Annotated in this window: 13 protein-coding genes; 11 read left to right on the plus strand and 2 right to left on the minus strand. The window is 45.5% G+C overall.

What is annotated here, in order from left to right; genetic code table 11:
• Positions 1–121: 121 nt before the first annotated feature.
• The 5 genes from JMX98_RS05345 (at position 122) to JMX98_RS05365 (ending at position 5,225) form a co-directional block, all read left to right on the plus strand.
• Positions 122–1,285, plus strand: a complete 1,164-nt coding sequence (locus JMX98_RS05345) for a DUF2157 domain-containing protein (RefSeq protein WP_201585130.1) — start codon at positions 122–124, stop codon at positions 1,283–1,285.
• Positions 1,278–2,426, plus strand: a complete 1,149-nt coding sequence (locus JMX98_RS05350) for a DUF4401 domain-containing protein (protein WP_201585132.1) — start codon at positions 1,278–1,280, stop codon at positions 2,424–2,426. The genes JMX98_RS05345 and JMX98_RS05350 overlap by 8 nt, the downstream gene beginning before the upstream one ends.
• On the plus strand, positions 2,423–3,058 hold the full coding sequence (locus JMX98_RS05355) for a GDYXXLXY domain-containing protein (protein ID WP_201585134.1): 636 nt from the start codon (positions 2,423–2,425) through the stop codon (positions 3,056–3,058). Before JMX98_RS05350 ends, JMX98_RS05355 begins: the two co-directional genes overlap by 4 nt.
• A 344-nt stretch (positions 3,059–3,402) precedes the next feature.
• The gene (locus tag JMX98_RS05360) at positions 3,403–4,380 is read left to right on the plus strand and encodes a zinc-binding dehydrogenase (RefSeq protein ID WP_201585136.1); all 978 of its coding nucleotides are present in this window, start codon (positions 3,403–3,405) and stop codon (positions 4,378–4,380) included.
• A 590-nt stretch (positions 4,381–4,970) separates the two neighbouring features.
• Positions 4,971–5,225, plus strand: a complete 255-nt coding sequence (locus tag JMX98_RS05365) for an HNH endonuclease signature motif containing protein (RefSeq protein WP_320157760.1) — start codon at positions 4,971–4,973, stop codon at positions 5,223–5,225.
• Positions 5,226–5,300: 75 nt separating this feature from the next.
• On the opposite strand, the gene JMX98_RS05370 is transcribed toward JMX98_RS05365, so the two are convergent.
• Complete coding sequence (locus JMX98_RS05370) at positions 5,301–6,287, minus strand: tetratricopeptide repeat protein (RefSeq protein ID WP_201585138.1); 987 nt, start codon at positions 6,285–6,287, stop codon at positions 5,301–5,303.
• 48 nt (positions 6,288–6,335) lie between these two features.
• On the minus strand, positions 6,336–7,946 hold the full coding sequence (guaA, locus tag JMX98_RS05375; protein WP_201585139.1) for a glutamine-hydrolyzing GMP synthase: 1,611 nt from the start codon (positions 7,944–7,946) through the stop codon (positions 6,336–6,338).
• A gap of 68 nt (positions 7,947–8,014) precedes the next feature.
• On the opposite strand from guaA, the gene JMX98_RS05380 reads away from it, so the two are divergent.
• The 6 genes from JMX98_RS05380 to JMX98_RS05405 all read left to right on the plus strand — a co-directional run bounded on the left by JMX98_RS05380 (position 8,015) and on the right by JMX98_RS05405 (position 15,414).
• A complete protein-coding gene (locus JMX98_RS05380) occupies positions 8,015–8,167 on the plus strand; it encodes a hypothetical protein (protein WP_201585140.1) in 153 nt (50 codons plus the stop codon).
• 71 nt (positions 8,168–8,238) lie between these two features.
• On the plus strand, positions 8,239–8,757 hold the full coding sequence (locus tag JMX98_RS05385; protein WP_201585141.1) for a cupin domain-containing protein: 519 nt from the start codon (positions 8,239–8,241) through the stop codon (positions 8,755–8,757).
• 186 nt (positions 8,758–8,943) lie between these two features.
• The gene (locus tag JMX98_RS05390; RefSeq protein ID WP_201585142.1) at positions 8,944–10,695 is read left to right on the plus strand and encodes an FAD-binding oxidoreductase; all 1,752 of its coding nucleotides are present in this window, start codon (positions 8,944–8,946) and stop codon (positions 10,693–10,695) included.
• Positions 10,696–10,898: 203 nt separating this feature from the next.
• Positions 10,899–12,545, plus strand: coding sequence for a glycerol-3-phosphate dehydrogenase/oxidase (locus tag JMX98_RS05395; RefSeq protein WP_201585143.1), 1,647 nt, complete (start codon positions 10,899–10,901; stop codon positions 12,543–12,545).
• A 159-nt stretch (positions 12,546–12,704) separates the two neighbouring features.
• A complete protein-coding gene (locus tag JMX98_RS05400) occupies positions 12,705–14,270 on the plus strand; it encodes an FGGY-family carbohydrate kinase (protein WP_201585145.1) in 1,566 nt (521 codons plus the stop codon).
• Between the two features lie 460 nt (positions 14,271–14,730).
• On the plus strand, positions 14,731–15,414 hold the full coding sequence (locus JMX98_RS05405; protein ID WP_201585147.1) for a PHP domain-containing protein: 684 nt from the start codon (positions 14,731–14,733) through the stop codon (positions 15,412–15,414).
• Positions 15,415–15,512: the final 98 nt, after the last annotated feature.

Genomic DNA, 15,512 nt, shown 5'->3' on the forward strand with positions numbered 1-15,512 from the left:
TACTCTTAAAACCCTCAAACCCTCTAGCTGCACCCGCCTACCTCTGTTTACTCAACTCTATAAATGCCGCCTAAAAAAAACCGCTAAGATAAGCTAAATATTCTGTTAAACAGAGGGCGCTATGAGTCAAACGCGGCGTGCTATCGAACAACTGATTGAACAACACAAACTTCCTCTCAAGCATGCAGAGGCTGCTGCCAAACACCTAGAAGTCTATCCCAGCAAAAGCACATGGCTTAGCTTCTTTGATAAAGCCTTGCTGATTATCGGTGCGCTGGCATTGGTATTATCACTGGTGTTTTTTATTGCTTATAACTGGCAAAATTTGGGTAAGCTAGGCAAATTCGCTTTGGTCGAGGGCGCTCTGGTTATCACTATTGCGCTCTACGTGGCTCTCTCTTTTCGGCGCAGGTTTCATTTTATTCGCCAGCTATTATTGCTGGTCGCTAGTATCATTACGGGTAGTTTGCTGGCGCTATTTGGGCAGGTATATCAGACCGGCGCGGATACTTGGCAGCTGTTTTTTGCTTGGGCAGTATTGATTACCCCTTGGGTCATTATTGCCCGCTTTCCGGCACTGTGGCTATTGTGGCTTGGGCTGCTTAATACTTTTCTATTGCTTTATTTGGAGGTGGTAGATCTATCGTTCGTTGATAGTAGCTATCAAGATGTTATAAGAGTGGCGATATTGGCACTGATCAATCTGGTTGCCCTAAATCTTTGGCTTATCTTTTTGGGTCAAAAACGTGCGATGGCTAGCCAAGTTAATAGCGAGATTGTTGGTTCAGATACTTCTATTGCTAGTCCTAACCTTTCAAGCTCCAAAACGACTTACGACGATATACTCTTGCAAGCTCAAGCAGGTTTGCACTGGAGTACTTATCTTGTCGGTTTAATCAGCACTATCGCTATCACTTTCCTCGCTATTATTACTGTTTTTGATGTGGATAGTGTTTTGGCGACGCTCCTGTCTTTATCGCTTTGGGCGGGCTGGTGCGCCTTTATGTATTGGCGTTTTTATCGACAGCGCAGTGATCTACTGATGCTGACCTACCTTTGCTTTTCTCTCATTATTGTAGTGATGTCTTGGGCAGTTAACATACTACCTAGTGACTTTGATACAGGCAGCCTACTCGTCTTAACCCTTTTACTGATTGGCATGGTTACTTATGCTATCAAGTGGTTATTTGAAGTTATAAAATCAGATAACTCTCCTTCTGAAGACCTTAAAATCTTACAAGCGATGAATACTCCTTTGAATAAAAAAGGAGCCGATCATGAATAAAAACGACCAACAAGCGCTGGCATCGCTGCAAAATATCGGTCTAATCGCTAAGGATTTTAGCGTATATAACGACCATTTAGATGACGACTCACAGAAACATACCCCTTGGTATCTGCAACTTTTTATTGGTTTCGGTGGCTTGTTAGCCAGTTTGTTTTTTACAGGTTTTTTGACTTTATTTTTGGCTCAAAGTAATGTGTTAAAAAGCGCTATAGGCCTTATTATAGTAGGTCTATCTTTAAGCGCTCTTGCCTTTTGGCTTTTTAATACCGCAAGCAAACATCGCAATCTATTCGTTGAATATTCAGCCTTTGCTATCAGTATCACAGGACAGTTGTATGTCGCCGCTGGATTGTTCTTTTATGCCGTAGAGCGCCCCTTATCAGTCTGGCTATTTTTGATTATTCAAAGCTATTTGACTTTTATCATGCCCAATGTGGTATATCGACTGCTAGGTGCTAGCCTCGTGCTTGGGCTTATGGTCTATTTGTTCAATTATTATCAGTTCCCTGAGCTAAGTTTAGGCGTATTAGCGCTCTTGACTATCGTGACGCAATTGCAACGCTATCCGCTATTACGGCGCGTTCCTCGTCCACATCAAGTCTATGCACAATCTATTATTAGCGCGTTTGGCTATGCAGGCGCCCTTGTGTTGCTTGGCGTTTCGGTCTATTTTATCGTTGCTGAATATGGTGGCAGCTTCGATAATGACGGTAACCCTTTTCGTTATAACTACTATTTAGCGCAAGGATTATTGGCCCTTGCTAGCTTATGTGCCGCTTACTTAATCTTGAAGCGCTACCGTATCCAACTGCTCTCAGCAACGGGACTGACTATAGTCGGCGCTACCGCCGTGCTTGGAGTGGTATCGATTTACGTTTCAGGGTTGCTCGCCACTAGCCTTATTATTGTCATAGCGTTTGCCAATAGTCAGCGAGTGCTATTAGCGCTTGGTATTATCGCCTTAGTCAGCTATATATTTTGGTATTACTATCAGCTCGATACGTCATTATTACTCAAAGCCGCTTCTATGCTTATTATCGGAGTTGGCTTATTGCTGATGCGCTGGCTACTGATCAAACGTTACTTTGTCAGTAACGTGGCATTAGCAACGAGTACTGATAAGGAGCGCTTGTCATGAATAATAAGACTATGGCTCAAAATTCATCCCTATCCCTGCTTAGCTCGATTGGCTGGCTTGAAAAACGAGCGGTTAGAATTACTATTGCGCTGTTTGGCTTAATCGTTATCTTAGTAGTCATGACTCTCAATGTCGCCAAATACGAGACCCATTTAGCCACTGGTGATACCGTACTGCTTGAGCTTGCGCCCGTTGATCCACGCGGCTTTATGCAGGGCGACTATATGACGCTACGTTATGCGCTAGAGAATGAGGTATTTGCCGCCTTAAATACAGATCCGGACAGCCATCCTACTCATGAGGAAGGCTATGTCATCGTCGCTTTGGATAATAATAATGTCGGACAGTTTGAGCGCTTGGCAGAGAGTAAGCCTGACAACTTAAGCACAAATGAGAGGGCGATTTATTATCGTCTCCGTAATGGTGTACTCAAACTGGCGACCAACGCTTTTTTCTTTCAAGAAGGTCATGCCGAGGCTTTTGAGGCGGCTGAATATGGCTTATTCCGGGTTAATGATGACGGTGAGCCTTTACTGACTAATATGGTCGATGAGAAGTTTAAGGTAATCGATCCTAAGATGAGTAACCCTGAAACTAATAGCCTTGACAATGAAGCGAGTATTGATAATTAATCCTTGTAATTTTTCAAAAAATTCATAGCTAAAACCACTCACAACATCAGGTAACCAAAGTTGCCTTGTCAGTGATCCAACCCCCTTGTTAAGGTAGTTCTAAATTGTTTTCTTAATAAATACTAGGGCGTGTCTTCATTGCAAAAATGGCGATAAAAATGTGATAAATTGTCGTCAAACAAGAAAAATAGCGTAGACAATATCGGGATATTAATCAGCTATTTGACGATGTTTGGCAAGATTTAGCCAGTTTTAGCCCATTTAGATGACTATCGAGTGAATTGAAGACATGCCCCACTCTAATAACACTTATAAACCCTTATAAATGACAAAAAGGATTTACTATGCGTAGCGCAACTTATAACGAATTTGGCAAACCCACCGAAGTCCTCAGCCTCGGCGATCGCCCTATCCCAGAACCTAAGCCCACCGAGGTGCGTGTAAAAACCGTGCTCGCCTCTATCCACAACCATGACTTGCTCACCGTGCGCGGTCAGTATGGCTTTAAACCCGAGCTGCCGGCGATCGGCGGTAGTGAAGCGCTGGGCATTATTGACGCCGTTGGTAGTGACGTTAAAGGGTTAAAAGTCGGGCAACGCGTTGCTGCCGCTAGCGTGCAAGCGACATGGGCGGAGTATTTTGTCGCTGACGAGGACATGGTGTTTGCCATCCCTGAGAGCCTGGATGATGAGATGGCCGCGCAATTAATCGCCATGCCGCTTAGTGCCTTGATGCTATTAGAGTTCTTAGAAGTAAAAAGCGGACAATGGATTATCCATAACGCGGCGAACGGCGCAGTCGGTAAATCGCTTGCCATGCTAGCAGCGGCGCGCGGCGTCAACACTATCAATGTGGTACGTAGCAGCGATGCCATAAAAGAGCTAGAAGCAATCGGCGCAGAAAATAACGTCAGCACTGATAATGAGGACTGGAAAGAGCAAGTCAAAGCCATCCTTGGCGAGAATAAAATCAGCGCAGCGGTCGATTCAGTCGGCGGCGACGCCAGTGGCGACTTATTATCACTGCTCGGTCATGGTGGCACCTTGGCATCCTTTGGCATCATGTCAGGCCAGCCCATGACGCTCAATCCGACGCATCTTATCTTTAAACAAGCCATCGTAAAAGGATTTTGGGGCAGTAAAATCAGCCAAGAGATGAGCGTGGATAATAAACAGCGCTTAATCGATGAACTAATCGAACGCGCGACCAGTGGCAAGCTCCATCTGCCTGTGGAGGCTGTGTTTGATTTGGCAGATATCACAAAGGCCGTCGATGGCAAACTACAATCAGGTAAAAACGGTAAGGTGCTAGTAAAGCCATAAGGGCTATTAAAACCATATAGTCGATACACTCTAAAAATGTCATAGCGCTACTGGGATGAATTTTGCGCAGCCTCTGGGAACGCAGCACGCAAGTAAAATTTATACCAGTAGCGCGTTTAAATCCATAACAGTTTTACATTCAGCTAACCATAGGAATTTGCTACGCGTAAATTACCTGATCTAAAGTCCTTTAACAGTTCACTCAAAACAGTGCTTCTTATGATAGAAGCGCTGTTTTTTTATGCAGAATGTTAATTCTGGTGCAAAAGTAGCACTCGTTAATAAAGCCTTATGCTTAATCTCGACTCCCTTACAATTCTAAGTCAGCCACAACGTTAAGTAACTAAAATCAAGTTGAGAACGCTTAGTCTGAGTTGTTATCTTTTATAAAAAGCAAATTATTAAACTTAATCTCCTTAAGTACTCAAACTGATAAATAATAAAAAGGATATTTCTATGCGCACTGCAACAAGCCTAGTAAAGGTAAATCATTACAGCAATTACGAGAAATTGCCTTAAGTTCAACACCAACCCACGCAAGCACTCAAGAAAAAATTTAGTCTATTCAAAACCGTAGTACAGCAATTAAGCTGTATGCTAAAAAAAGAGCTAATGGTTTATGCGAGGGATGTAATGAGACAGCGCCATTTGAAACTAAATCTGGACCTTATCTGGAAGTTCATCATCTAACTAGATTGGCAGATGGTGGTGCGGACTTACCTCAAAACGTTATTGCGTTATGTCCTACCTGTCATCGAAAAGCTCACTACTCTTTAGGCCATTTAGAATTTAATAATAAGTTAATAAACAAAGTTGCTGCTATCGAAGCAAAACTTATCGAGTAAAACTTTTATGTTTAAAATAAAAAACACCCAACCAAGTTGAGTGTTTTAACTAAAGAGAAGTGCCGCTAAATCAAATTATTTTTTCTTCTTTTTCTCAGTACGTTTTTTCTCAATCAGGGTTTGAGCGGTAGTATTTTCTTCCCACCAATCGCCCATATCTTGCCAGTAGAGATAAGCCTGCTCTTTACCACCAATTTCGATACCATAACTATTGATACCCATACCGCGTGGTCTAGGATGACGCTTTTTAAGAATTTCATGCGCCACTTCAGGCAAGTTATCTTTTGCGATATCCCACTCTTTTTCAGCCTTATCTAATTTATCTTGATAACAGTAAGCCAGCACCTTACCGAAAGCGATATTTGCAAGCATATCCTCTGGATAGTTGTCGCAAATTCGAATTATTTTCTGATACTCTTCGGTAAACATGTACCATTCTATCAGCGCTTCACGCATACCTAGGTTGTCATTAGGGCAAACTTGTAGCAGCCTTTCTCCCTGCTCGCAGGCTTCATCAAAGCTCATATTGTCAGCATAGACATTTGCCAGCTGAAACAGCGCTCGCAAAAAGGGACGGTTCTCCATGATGCCCCATGGCAGCTTACTTTTTTGCCAATTAAAGTTTTTGGGGAAATACTCTAAGTATAGGCGCATACATTCGCGGCTACTCAATAGTGCTAAAAAGCTGTCATCATGCTGCTCACACAAAAATGCTAAGTTAAAGTAAGCATCAGGGTCATTCATATTCTCTAATACTAAAAACTGAGCAATATCACGAGCCACTTCATAACCGTCTTTCTCCAGCGTCATCTGTATCACTTGGAATGAGGTTGGCGGCTGCTCATCAAAGTCTTGCACAATTTCATGCTGAAATTTGGTCATGACTTCATTCATAATATCGTTGATATCACGACCTCTTTTTACCTCGGCATCTACAAAGGCTTTTATTTTAAGATTAAGCGCTCTACCAGCGCCAAGCGCATTTGATCTATTGTCAGCCGACTTATCGCTAACGTCATCTTCAAACATCCACTCGTTTTGTCCCACATGAACCAGTTTCATAGTCCATCACTCCTTTGCGTTGATATTACAATCATAGCATATGAATAATTATTCCCACTCAATCGTCGCAGGCGGCTTACTCGACACATCATAAGTCACGCGTGAGACATCAGCGATTTCATTCATGATGCGATTCGATACTGTCTCAATCAAATCATACGGCAGATGGGCAAAGCGCGCGGTCATAAAGTCGACAGTTTCAACCGCGCGTAGCGCAATCACCCACGCATAGCGGCGGCCATCACCGACCACGCCGACAGACTTGATCGGTTGAAATACCGCAAAGGCTTGCGCGGTTTTGTCATACCAGCCAGAGCGCTCCAGCTCCTGCATAAAGATCGCATCGGCAAGACGCAGGATATCAGCATATTCTTTTTTCACTTCGCCAAGGATACGCACGCCTAGACCTGGGCCTGGGAACGGATGACGATAGATCATCTTCTCTGGTAGACCAAGGGTAATACCCAGTTTACGCACTTCATCTTTAAATAGATCGCGTAATGGCTCAACCAATTCAAACGCCAAGTCATCTGGTAGACCACCAACGTTATGGTGGCTCTTAATCACGTGCGCCTTACCTTGGTGCGATTTGGCGGACTCAATCACGTCAGGGTAAATCGTCCCTTGTGCTAGGAACTCAATGGTTTTGCCATCGCTTTGTGCGCTGATTTCACGAGCGCTATTGGCAAACACATCGATAAAGGTTTTACCGATGATTTTACGTTTGGCTTCAGGGTCAGACTCGCCCGCTAGCGCGTCTAGGAACAAGTCTTCAGCATCGACACGGATGACTTTGACGCCCATGTTTTCGGCGAACACTTGCATCACTTGATCACCTTCGTGCAGACGCAAGAGGCCATTATCGACAAACACACAGGTGAGCTGATCGCCAATGGCTTTATGCAGTAGCGCCGCAACCACTGAGCTATCGACGCCGCCTGAGAGCCCAAGCAGCACTTGTTTATTACCGATTTGCTCTTTTAATTGTGCCACGCGCATATCGACAATGTTGTCTGGTGTCCACTCACCAGCACAGTCGCAGATTTGATGCACAAAGCGGCCTAGCAGCGCCTGACCTTGTAGGGTATGAGTGACTTCGGGATGAAACTGCAGACCATAATAGTGCTTATCATCATTGGCCATAATGGCAATCGGACAGCTAGGCGTACTAGCGATAATATCAAAGCCTTGCGGCGCTTCGATGACCTTGTCACCATGGCTCATCCAGACGTTTAGCGTGGTCGATTTGTCTTCACTGACGCTATCTTCTATGCCATCAGTAAGCTTTGAGTGGCCATTGACATTGATGGTCGCTGCGCCAAATTCATGGATATCACTGGCATGTACCTTACCGCCGAAACGATCTGCCATCGCCTGCATGCCGTAGCAAATGCCAAGTACTGGTACGCCCAAATCAAATACCGCGTCATTGATACGCGGGCTGTTTTCCGCATGCACACTCTCAGGGCCGCCCGATAGGATGACACCTTTGGCACCAAAGTCATGGATACGCTGAGTGTCGATATCATAAGGGAACATCTCACAAAAAACGCCAGAGTCGCGCACACGGCGAGCGATGAGCTGGCTATATTGCGAGCCAAAATCAAGGATTAAAATGCGATCTTCTTTGATAGTAGGGATAGCAGCGGTAGTGGTCATAAATCGATGTCCATCAAGAAAAATTAGTGCCCTATTTTAACAAGTTTGCGCCCATTAATGGCTATTAGATGATGAATTATTCGCAGTTATTGACGATTATTAGTCGTTTTGCCAGTTATTCGCAGTTATTTGGATTTGACGGTATCGAATGTGAGAAAAGAACAAGCAGCAATATCGATAATAAGGAAGCTGGGCGCTTACTAATCGCATTTTATACGTAATTAAGCAAATAAAACCATGCATTTATAGCTACTATAAAGTGAAGCATAAAATAAAACAACGGAGACAAACCATGACTAAACCATTAAAAGGGTTATCCCAAGAGCTACCGCAAGAGACGCTCAAAAGTACTCAAGACTACATCCTAACCAAATCTGATATCGAAAATATACCTGAGACCAAGCATGTTCATCAGTTCAATGAGCGTGCTATTCGGCACACGGTTTCGTTGAGTGATATCGCTGGTCTGACCAAATTTGGTTTGCATCTTGTGCGTGTTGAGCCGGGTGATGAGACCACACAGCATCATTATCATGAAGAATCAGACGAGTTCATTTATGTATTATCTGGACAGCTTTCACTGCGTTATGGAGAGGAGCGCTATCAATTAGCTGCTGGTGATTTTGTAGGTTTCCCCGCGCATGGTGCTGCGCATTCTATGATTAACGATAGCGATATGGACGCAGTTTACCTGATGGGCGGCAGCAGACCGCCGATTGATATTTGCAATTACCCAGATATCAATCGAAAAATGTATACTATTCATGGTAAAAAGGAATTTGTCGATTTAGAAGATTTGGGTAAAGTTTAAAGGGTTATCCAAACACAAAAAGGGCATGTCTAGTTATAACTTATAAACAATAGTTTTTTTTGTTGCTATCATTCAAAAACATTAGTATGGTGATTAATAAACACTATTTATGCTGAGCTATTTAACCCAACTAGCCGCTACACTCTAACCACAAGTACAGTGATTACAATCGACAGGTATGTCTCTATGCGCAAACTCAAACTCCCTACCCGTAAACACGCTAAACCCTCCTCTACTCTGCAAATCTCTGATAGCGACAACAACGATAACGCCAATCTAGACATAACTGCAAAAACCAATACCTCTCTTAACACCCCCATCGAGCAAACGCGTTGGAATGGCTGGGGTAACGTCAATATTAATAAAAGAGTCTCGCCGCATGGCGCAAAACTGATCAAATCGCATATCGGCAAAACCAAAAAACTCAAATCAGTTAGCTTACAGCAAGTACTAAAAACGGTGCCCAAATCGCGCCTGCCAGCAGCTATTACCAAGCTAAACATAGTCTCGACCGATCAAGAGATCAGACTCAGACACGCCCGTGGGCAGAGCTTCCCTGATTGGATTGCGATGCATAGCGGCGACTTTGAGACCTTCCCTGATGGCGTGGCTTTCCCCGAATCGACTAGTGAGGTCGAGCAGTTATTAAAACTTGCCCAAGAGCACGATCTGATTGTTATTCCTTTTGGCGGTGGTACTTCCGTAGTCGGACATATCAATCCGCAACAGGGCGCGCGCCCGGTATTGACTATCGCTATGAGTCAGATGGATCGGCTGATGGATTTGGATACCGAGAGCCAGATTGCTACTTTTGGTGCCGGTACGCAAGGGCCAGCGGTCGAGGCGCAATTAGGCGAGCACGGTTATCGTCTAGGTCATTATCCGCAGTCGTGGGAGCTATCGACGCTTGGCGGCTGGATTGCCGCGCGCTCTAGTGGTCAGCAGTCCTTGGGCTACGGGCGCATCGAGCAAATGTTTGCAGGCGGTACTTTAGTCACCCCGCAAGGCGTGCTAGAGATTGCTGACATTCCTGCATCCTCAGCAGGGCCTGATTTGCGTGAGATGATGATGGGTACTGAGGGCCGCGCCGGTATCTTTACCGAAGTCAAGATGCGCGTGCAATCACAACCTGAAGAAGAGCTATTTAAAGTGGCGTTTTTACCCAACTGGGCAGCGGGCAAAGCGGTACTCAAACAAGCGGTGCAAAACAATGTTCGCCTCTCTATGCTACGCCTAAGCAATGCCGTCGAGACTGATGCACATTTGCATCTAGGTACGACGCCAAGCCAGTTTTTAGCGATTAGTACCTATCTAAAAGCGCGCGGACTCAGCTCAGATAAAGTGATGCTCACTTACGGCGTCTCAGGCGATAAAGCGCAAAATAAACTGGCGCTGATGCAATTTAATAAGTTATTAAAACAGCACGGTAGTGTCACCGGTAAGATCACCAATATCATGGGTAGCGTATGGGCACATGGGCGCTTTAAATTCCCATATCTGCGCGGCACGCTTTGGGAGCGCGGCATCATGGTCGATACCTTTGAGACCGCTACCAACTGGAGCCGTATTGACGAGCAAATGGCGCAAATGCAAGACGCGGTAAAAACGGCCTTAGCGGACGAAGGAGATGAGGTGATGGCCTTTACCCATATCTCGCATGTCTATAAGCAAGGCGCAAGTCTATATACCACTTATTTCTTCCGCGCCGCCAAAGACCACGCGACTACCTTACAGCGCTGGCAAAAAATCAAACACGCGGCCAGTATGAGCCTTGCCCATGGTAAAGCCACCATTTCACATCAGCATGGCGTTGGCCGCGATCATGCCCCTTACCTTGCCGCTGAAAAAGGGGAGCTTGGGATTCAAGTGACTCATGATATGATCAAAAGCTTAGATCCTGAGCAGCGTATGAATCCAGGTGTGTTGCTTGAGGAATAGAAATTGAAAATATGAGAGATAGATATGAGAGATAGATTGTCTATCCCGTACTACTGATATAAATTTTCCTTGCTTGCTGTGCGACTTCGTCACTCCAGAGGCTGCACAAAATCAATATCAGCAGCACTATATCGAACCGATTTCAAAATGGCTTAACTATTTATGTTCGTTAAATGAATGACGTCATTTAAGAAGAGTAATATATGAACCAAAGCACACAACGCCAGCAAGCACTCGCGCCCCTAGCACGATCTAAACCTTGGGATATGCTTATCATCGGCGGCGGTATCACGGGTGCCGGCATTGCCCGCGAGGCAGCAAGGCGTGGCATTGCCGTATTACTTATCGAGCAAAAAGACTTTGCTTGGGGCACCTCCAGCCGCTCGAGCAAAATGGTGCATGGCGGCCTGCGCTACATAGCTTCAGGCGATTATAAGACTACTTTACTTAGCGTGCGTGAGCGTGAACGTATGCTAAGCGAAGCAGACGGTCTAGTTAACGAGATGCATTACGTCATGCCACACTACAAAGGCAAGTTTCCGCCGCCTTGGATATTTAATACCTTGCTACGCGTCTATGACAGAATAGCGGGTAAGCGCTATTTTAAATACTTTAAGAAAGACGCTTTTTTACGTCTAAATCCTAATATCAAGCAAGATAAATTTTTGGGTGCCAGCCAGTTTAGCGATGCGGTCACCGATGATTCGCGCTTAGTGATGCGCGTACTTGACGAAGCCACTCATGACGGCGCGCACGCTATTAATTATCTTAAAGCCGAGTCATTAATTACCAATGAGCAAGGCTTAGTCGTCGGTGCAACTTTAAAAGACACCGCTTCTAAAGATAAAGAGCAAGCCTATAAGGTTCACGCCAAAGTGGTGGTCAGTGCCACCGGCGCTTGGGCCGATACTCTGCGTAGGCAGGCGCGCGCCCAGAGCGAGCACAGCTTTCATCAGCAAATCCGTCCCTCACGCGGTAGTCACTTAGTCGTCAGTCAAGAGCGCTTACCCACCTCGCAAGCCTATACCTTTTTGCATCCTGCTGATAAACGAGCGGTGTTTGTCTTCCCGTGGGAGAACCGTACGGTACTTGGCACCACCGACTTAGATCATCCACCACTTAATGACGAAGAGGTCGGCATTACCAATGAAGAGGTCGACTATTTATTAGACGCGACTAATTCGCTATTTAATGAGACTGACTTGAATCGCAAAGATATCATCAGCACGTGGGCCGGCGTACGACCGCTGATAGCAGATAGCGGCAATGGTAAACGCGTCAGCCCCAGTAAAGAAAAGCGCGATCATAGCGTTTGGCTCGATAATAATCTGGTGACCGTCAGTGGCGGCAAACTGACCACCTTTCGCCTGATTGCGCTTGATGTGCTGGCAAAATGTCAAGAAGTGCTCGACCTTGATGACTCTGCTACTCAAAACCAAGCGATAAATGGCGATCAGGTCTTTAGTAAAGTAGCACCCATCCATCCTAAGTTTGCGACGCTACCCTCTGATCTACAACAGCGCTTGCAAGGATTCTATGGTCTGCAGCTCGATACTTTACTTGAGCTGGCGCATGAAGAAGACTTAGCTTATGTCACCGATAGCAACACTATTTGGGCGGAGATTCGCTTTGCCGCGCGCTTTGAACAAGTCATACATTTAGATGATTTACTACTGCGGCGGACGCGCTTAGGCTTAATCCTACCGCACGGTGCGATGACACCACTGATTAGCGCCAGACTGAAGCAAATTTGCCAGCAGGAGCTGGGCTGGAATGAGCAAAAATGGCAGCAAGAAGTCGCTCGCTATACTGAGTTATGGCAGCGTTATTATCATCTGCCTGCAGCTTAGCTTCTTATCGAGTTATTATAAGGATTAGAGCTGCTAGGGCACTTTTTTTTAAAACAAAAGCTGCGTAGCCTCGAGAACTCTGACGGTCGCAAGCAAGGAAAACTTGTACCAATAGCACGTTCTGATTTTGATAAATATCCCCCATAGTAAAGGACTACTATGACCACCTCTCACGACCCCATCTATTTCTTAGCCATCGACAACGGCACCCAAAGCGTGCGCGCGCTTATCTTTGATCAATTCGGCAGCGAGATTGCCAAAGCCCGCGTGCCTATCGAGCCGTATTTCTCCGAGCAGCCCAATTACGCCGAGCAGCACGCCGACTACTACTGGCAAAAGCTATGTGAGGCCTGTCAAAAGCTGTGGCAAAGCTGCGACATTAAACCTGAACAAATCGCTGGCGTCAGTCTCGCCACCCAGCGCTATACCATGATTTGCCTTGATAAAGACAAGCAGCCGCTACGTCCCGCTATCGTCTGGATGGATTTGCGTCGTGCTGAGACTGGTGATATCGGCTTTCTTGGCCCGCTAACCAAAATCATCGGCATGGGCGAACTGGTCAAAGACGCCCAACAAAAAGCGCGCTGTAATTGGCTGGCGCAAAACGAGCCTGAGATATGGGCGCAGACCGCGCACTACGTCAACCTCTCCGCCTACCTCACCTATCAGCTAGTAGGTGAACTTATCGACTCAAATGGTCATTCGGTCGGCTATCTGCCGTATGACTACAAAGTGCAAACATGGCTAAAACCCAAAGACCTAAAATGGCGGCTGTTTAGCTGTACCCCCGAGCAAATGCCCAAAATCATCCCACCAGGCCAAACTCTCGGTGAGATAAGCGCCAAAGCTGCCAAAGCCACCGGCATCCTAAAGGGCACGCCGATGATTGCCGCCGCCAGTGACAAAGCCTGCGAAGCCCTAGGCGCAGCGGGACTGTCCGCCGATACCGCGTGTCTTAGCTTTGGCACCACCGCCACCATCAACACCATCTCCCCCGACTATGTCGAGATCCTCAAACACATGCCCGCCTATACCGCCGCCGCCCCGCACTACTACAATCACGAATACATGATTTATCGCGGCTTTTGGATGGTCAGCTGGTTTAAAGAGCAATTCGCCCACTATGAAGAGCAGCTTGCCAAAACCCAAAGTATCGACACCGAAAAGCTCCTTGACGCCGCCGTCAAAGACATTCCAGCAGGCTGTATGGGACTAATCATGCAGCCCTATTGGTCGCCGGGCGTCCGTCATCCTGGGCTTGAGGGCAAAGGCGCCCTCATTGGCTTTGGTGATGTGCATACCCGCGCTCACGTGTACCGCGCTATCTTGGAAGGGCTGGCTTACGAGCTTAAACTCGGCTTTGATACGATTTCAAGGCGCACCGGCAAACCCATTAAACACCTGCGCGTCTCAGGCGGCGGCTCCCAAAGCAGTGCTGCCATGCAGCTCACCGCCGACATCTTTGCCATGCCCGCCTACCGCCCGCACACTTTTGAAGCCACTGGCCTCGGCGCGGCCATCAACTGCGCGGTGGGTCTCGGCGTCTATCCCGACCACGCTGCTGCCTGCGACGCCATGACCCATTTAGGCGATGAATTCGTTCCCATCAAGGCCAACGTACAACTCTATAAGCGTCTCTATAACGAGGTCTATCTGAAGATGTACGAGCGCCTAAAACCCTTATACCAAAGCATTCAAGACATCACGGGATATCCTGTCAAGTAGTCTGGACGAGTTTGAAGTGTAGAAGTATTGGAAGTGGTTAAAAGGTGGGATGGTTGTGGCTGATAATATTGGGAGCTAATCGCGCCTTCTGCTTGTATCTGTACCCCTAAGCGTGGCGGGCACTAATGGCTGATGGCATTCCTGTATTCTCGATACTACCCTCAGCCAAGTGCCTGCAACCCGCTTAGTCGCACAGGATACCGCGTCAGTCACGGCTAAAACGCGCCCTGAGGCGACTATCATTAGCCTATTAAAGTCTACTCTAACAAGTAATTTTGATATATGATGGAGCAAAATCTGTAGACTCTACAAAGAAGTTTTCAGTATTCTTAAATTGTAATTCAATAAATTGAAAGCAATTTTGAGTGATGTAACTGCATGATAAATAATGCAAAGTAATGAGCATATAAAAATCAAATTAGTTATTAATATATGGTACGAAGATTTTTAGGAGCTATAAATGAACTTAGTAGGCGCTCGTTGGTGGAAATTTGATATTCATACTCATACACCCGCCTCGTTTGATTATGGAAAAGGTGATCTAACTCTACAAAATATAACACCAAGAGAATGGCTTGAAAAGTTCATAGAAAAAGGTATTGAGTGTGTCGCTATAACTGATCACAACAGTGGTGATTGGATAGATAGGTTGAAAGTGTCTGCAGAAGAGTTAAGACAAGAAGGTAATGAAATTCATGTATTCCCTGGTGTTGAAGTTACTGCAAACTCAAACATTCATGTTCTTGGAATATTTGATCCCTCATGTTCATCAACCGAAATAGATACAGTAATTGCACGATCTAGATATGACGGTGAAAGAGGTAACAGCAATGCTGTAGCACAAGAGAGCGCTGAAAAAATTATTCAAGAAATTAAAAGTGCTGGTGGAATAGCTATACCAGCTCATATAGATATGAAGGCAGGGCTATGTACTCAGTCTTCAGCTCATACTATAAAACAGATATGTAAGGTAGCGAATGCTGTTGAAATTATATACCCTGATAGAGAAAACGAAGAGGCTCCCTTAACTAGATATAAAAATATAGGTATAGACCTTCCATCTGTTATAGGTTCAGATGCTCATCATCCCAATCGAATAAATAAAGCTTATACTTACCCCACTCTCAACTTCGAAAGTGATTGAAAAAAGAAGAGCACCTCACTAATCTATTGTTTTCGACCAAGAATACAATGGAGTTGTGAGATGCCCATAGACGAATTTATCATCAATATCTATTTAAT

The sequence above is a fragment of the Psychrobacter sp. HII-4 genome, assembly GCF_904846595.1.
GTDB lineage: Bacteria > Pseudomonadota > Gammaproteobacteria > Pseudomonadales > Moraxellaceae > Psychrobacter > Psychrobacter celer.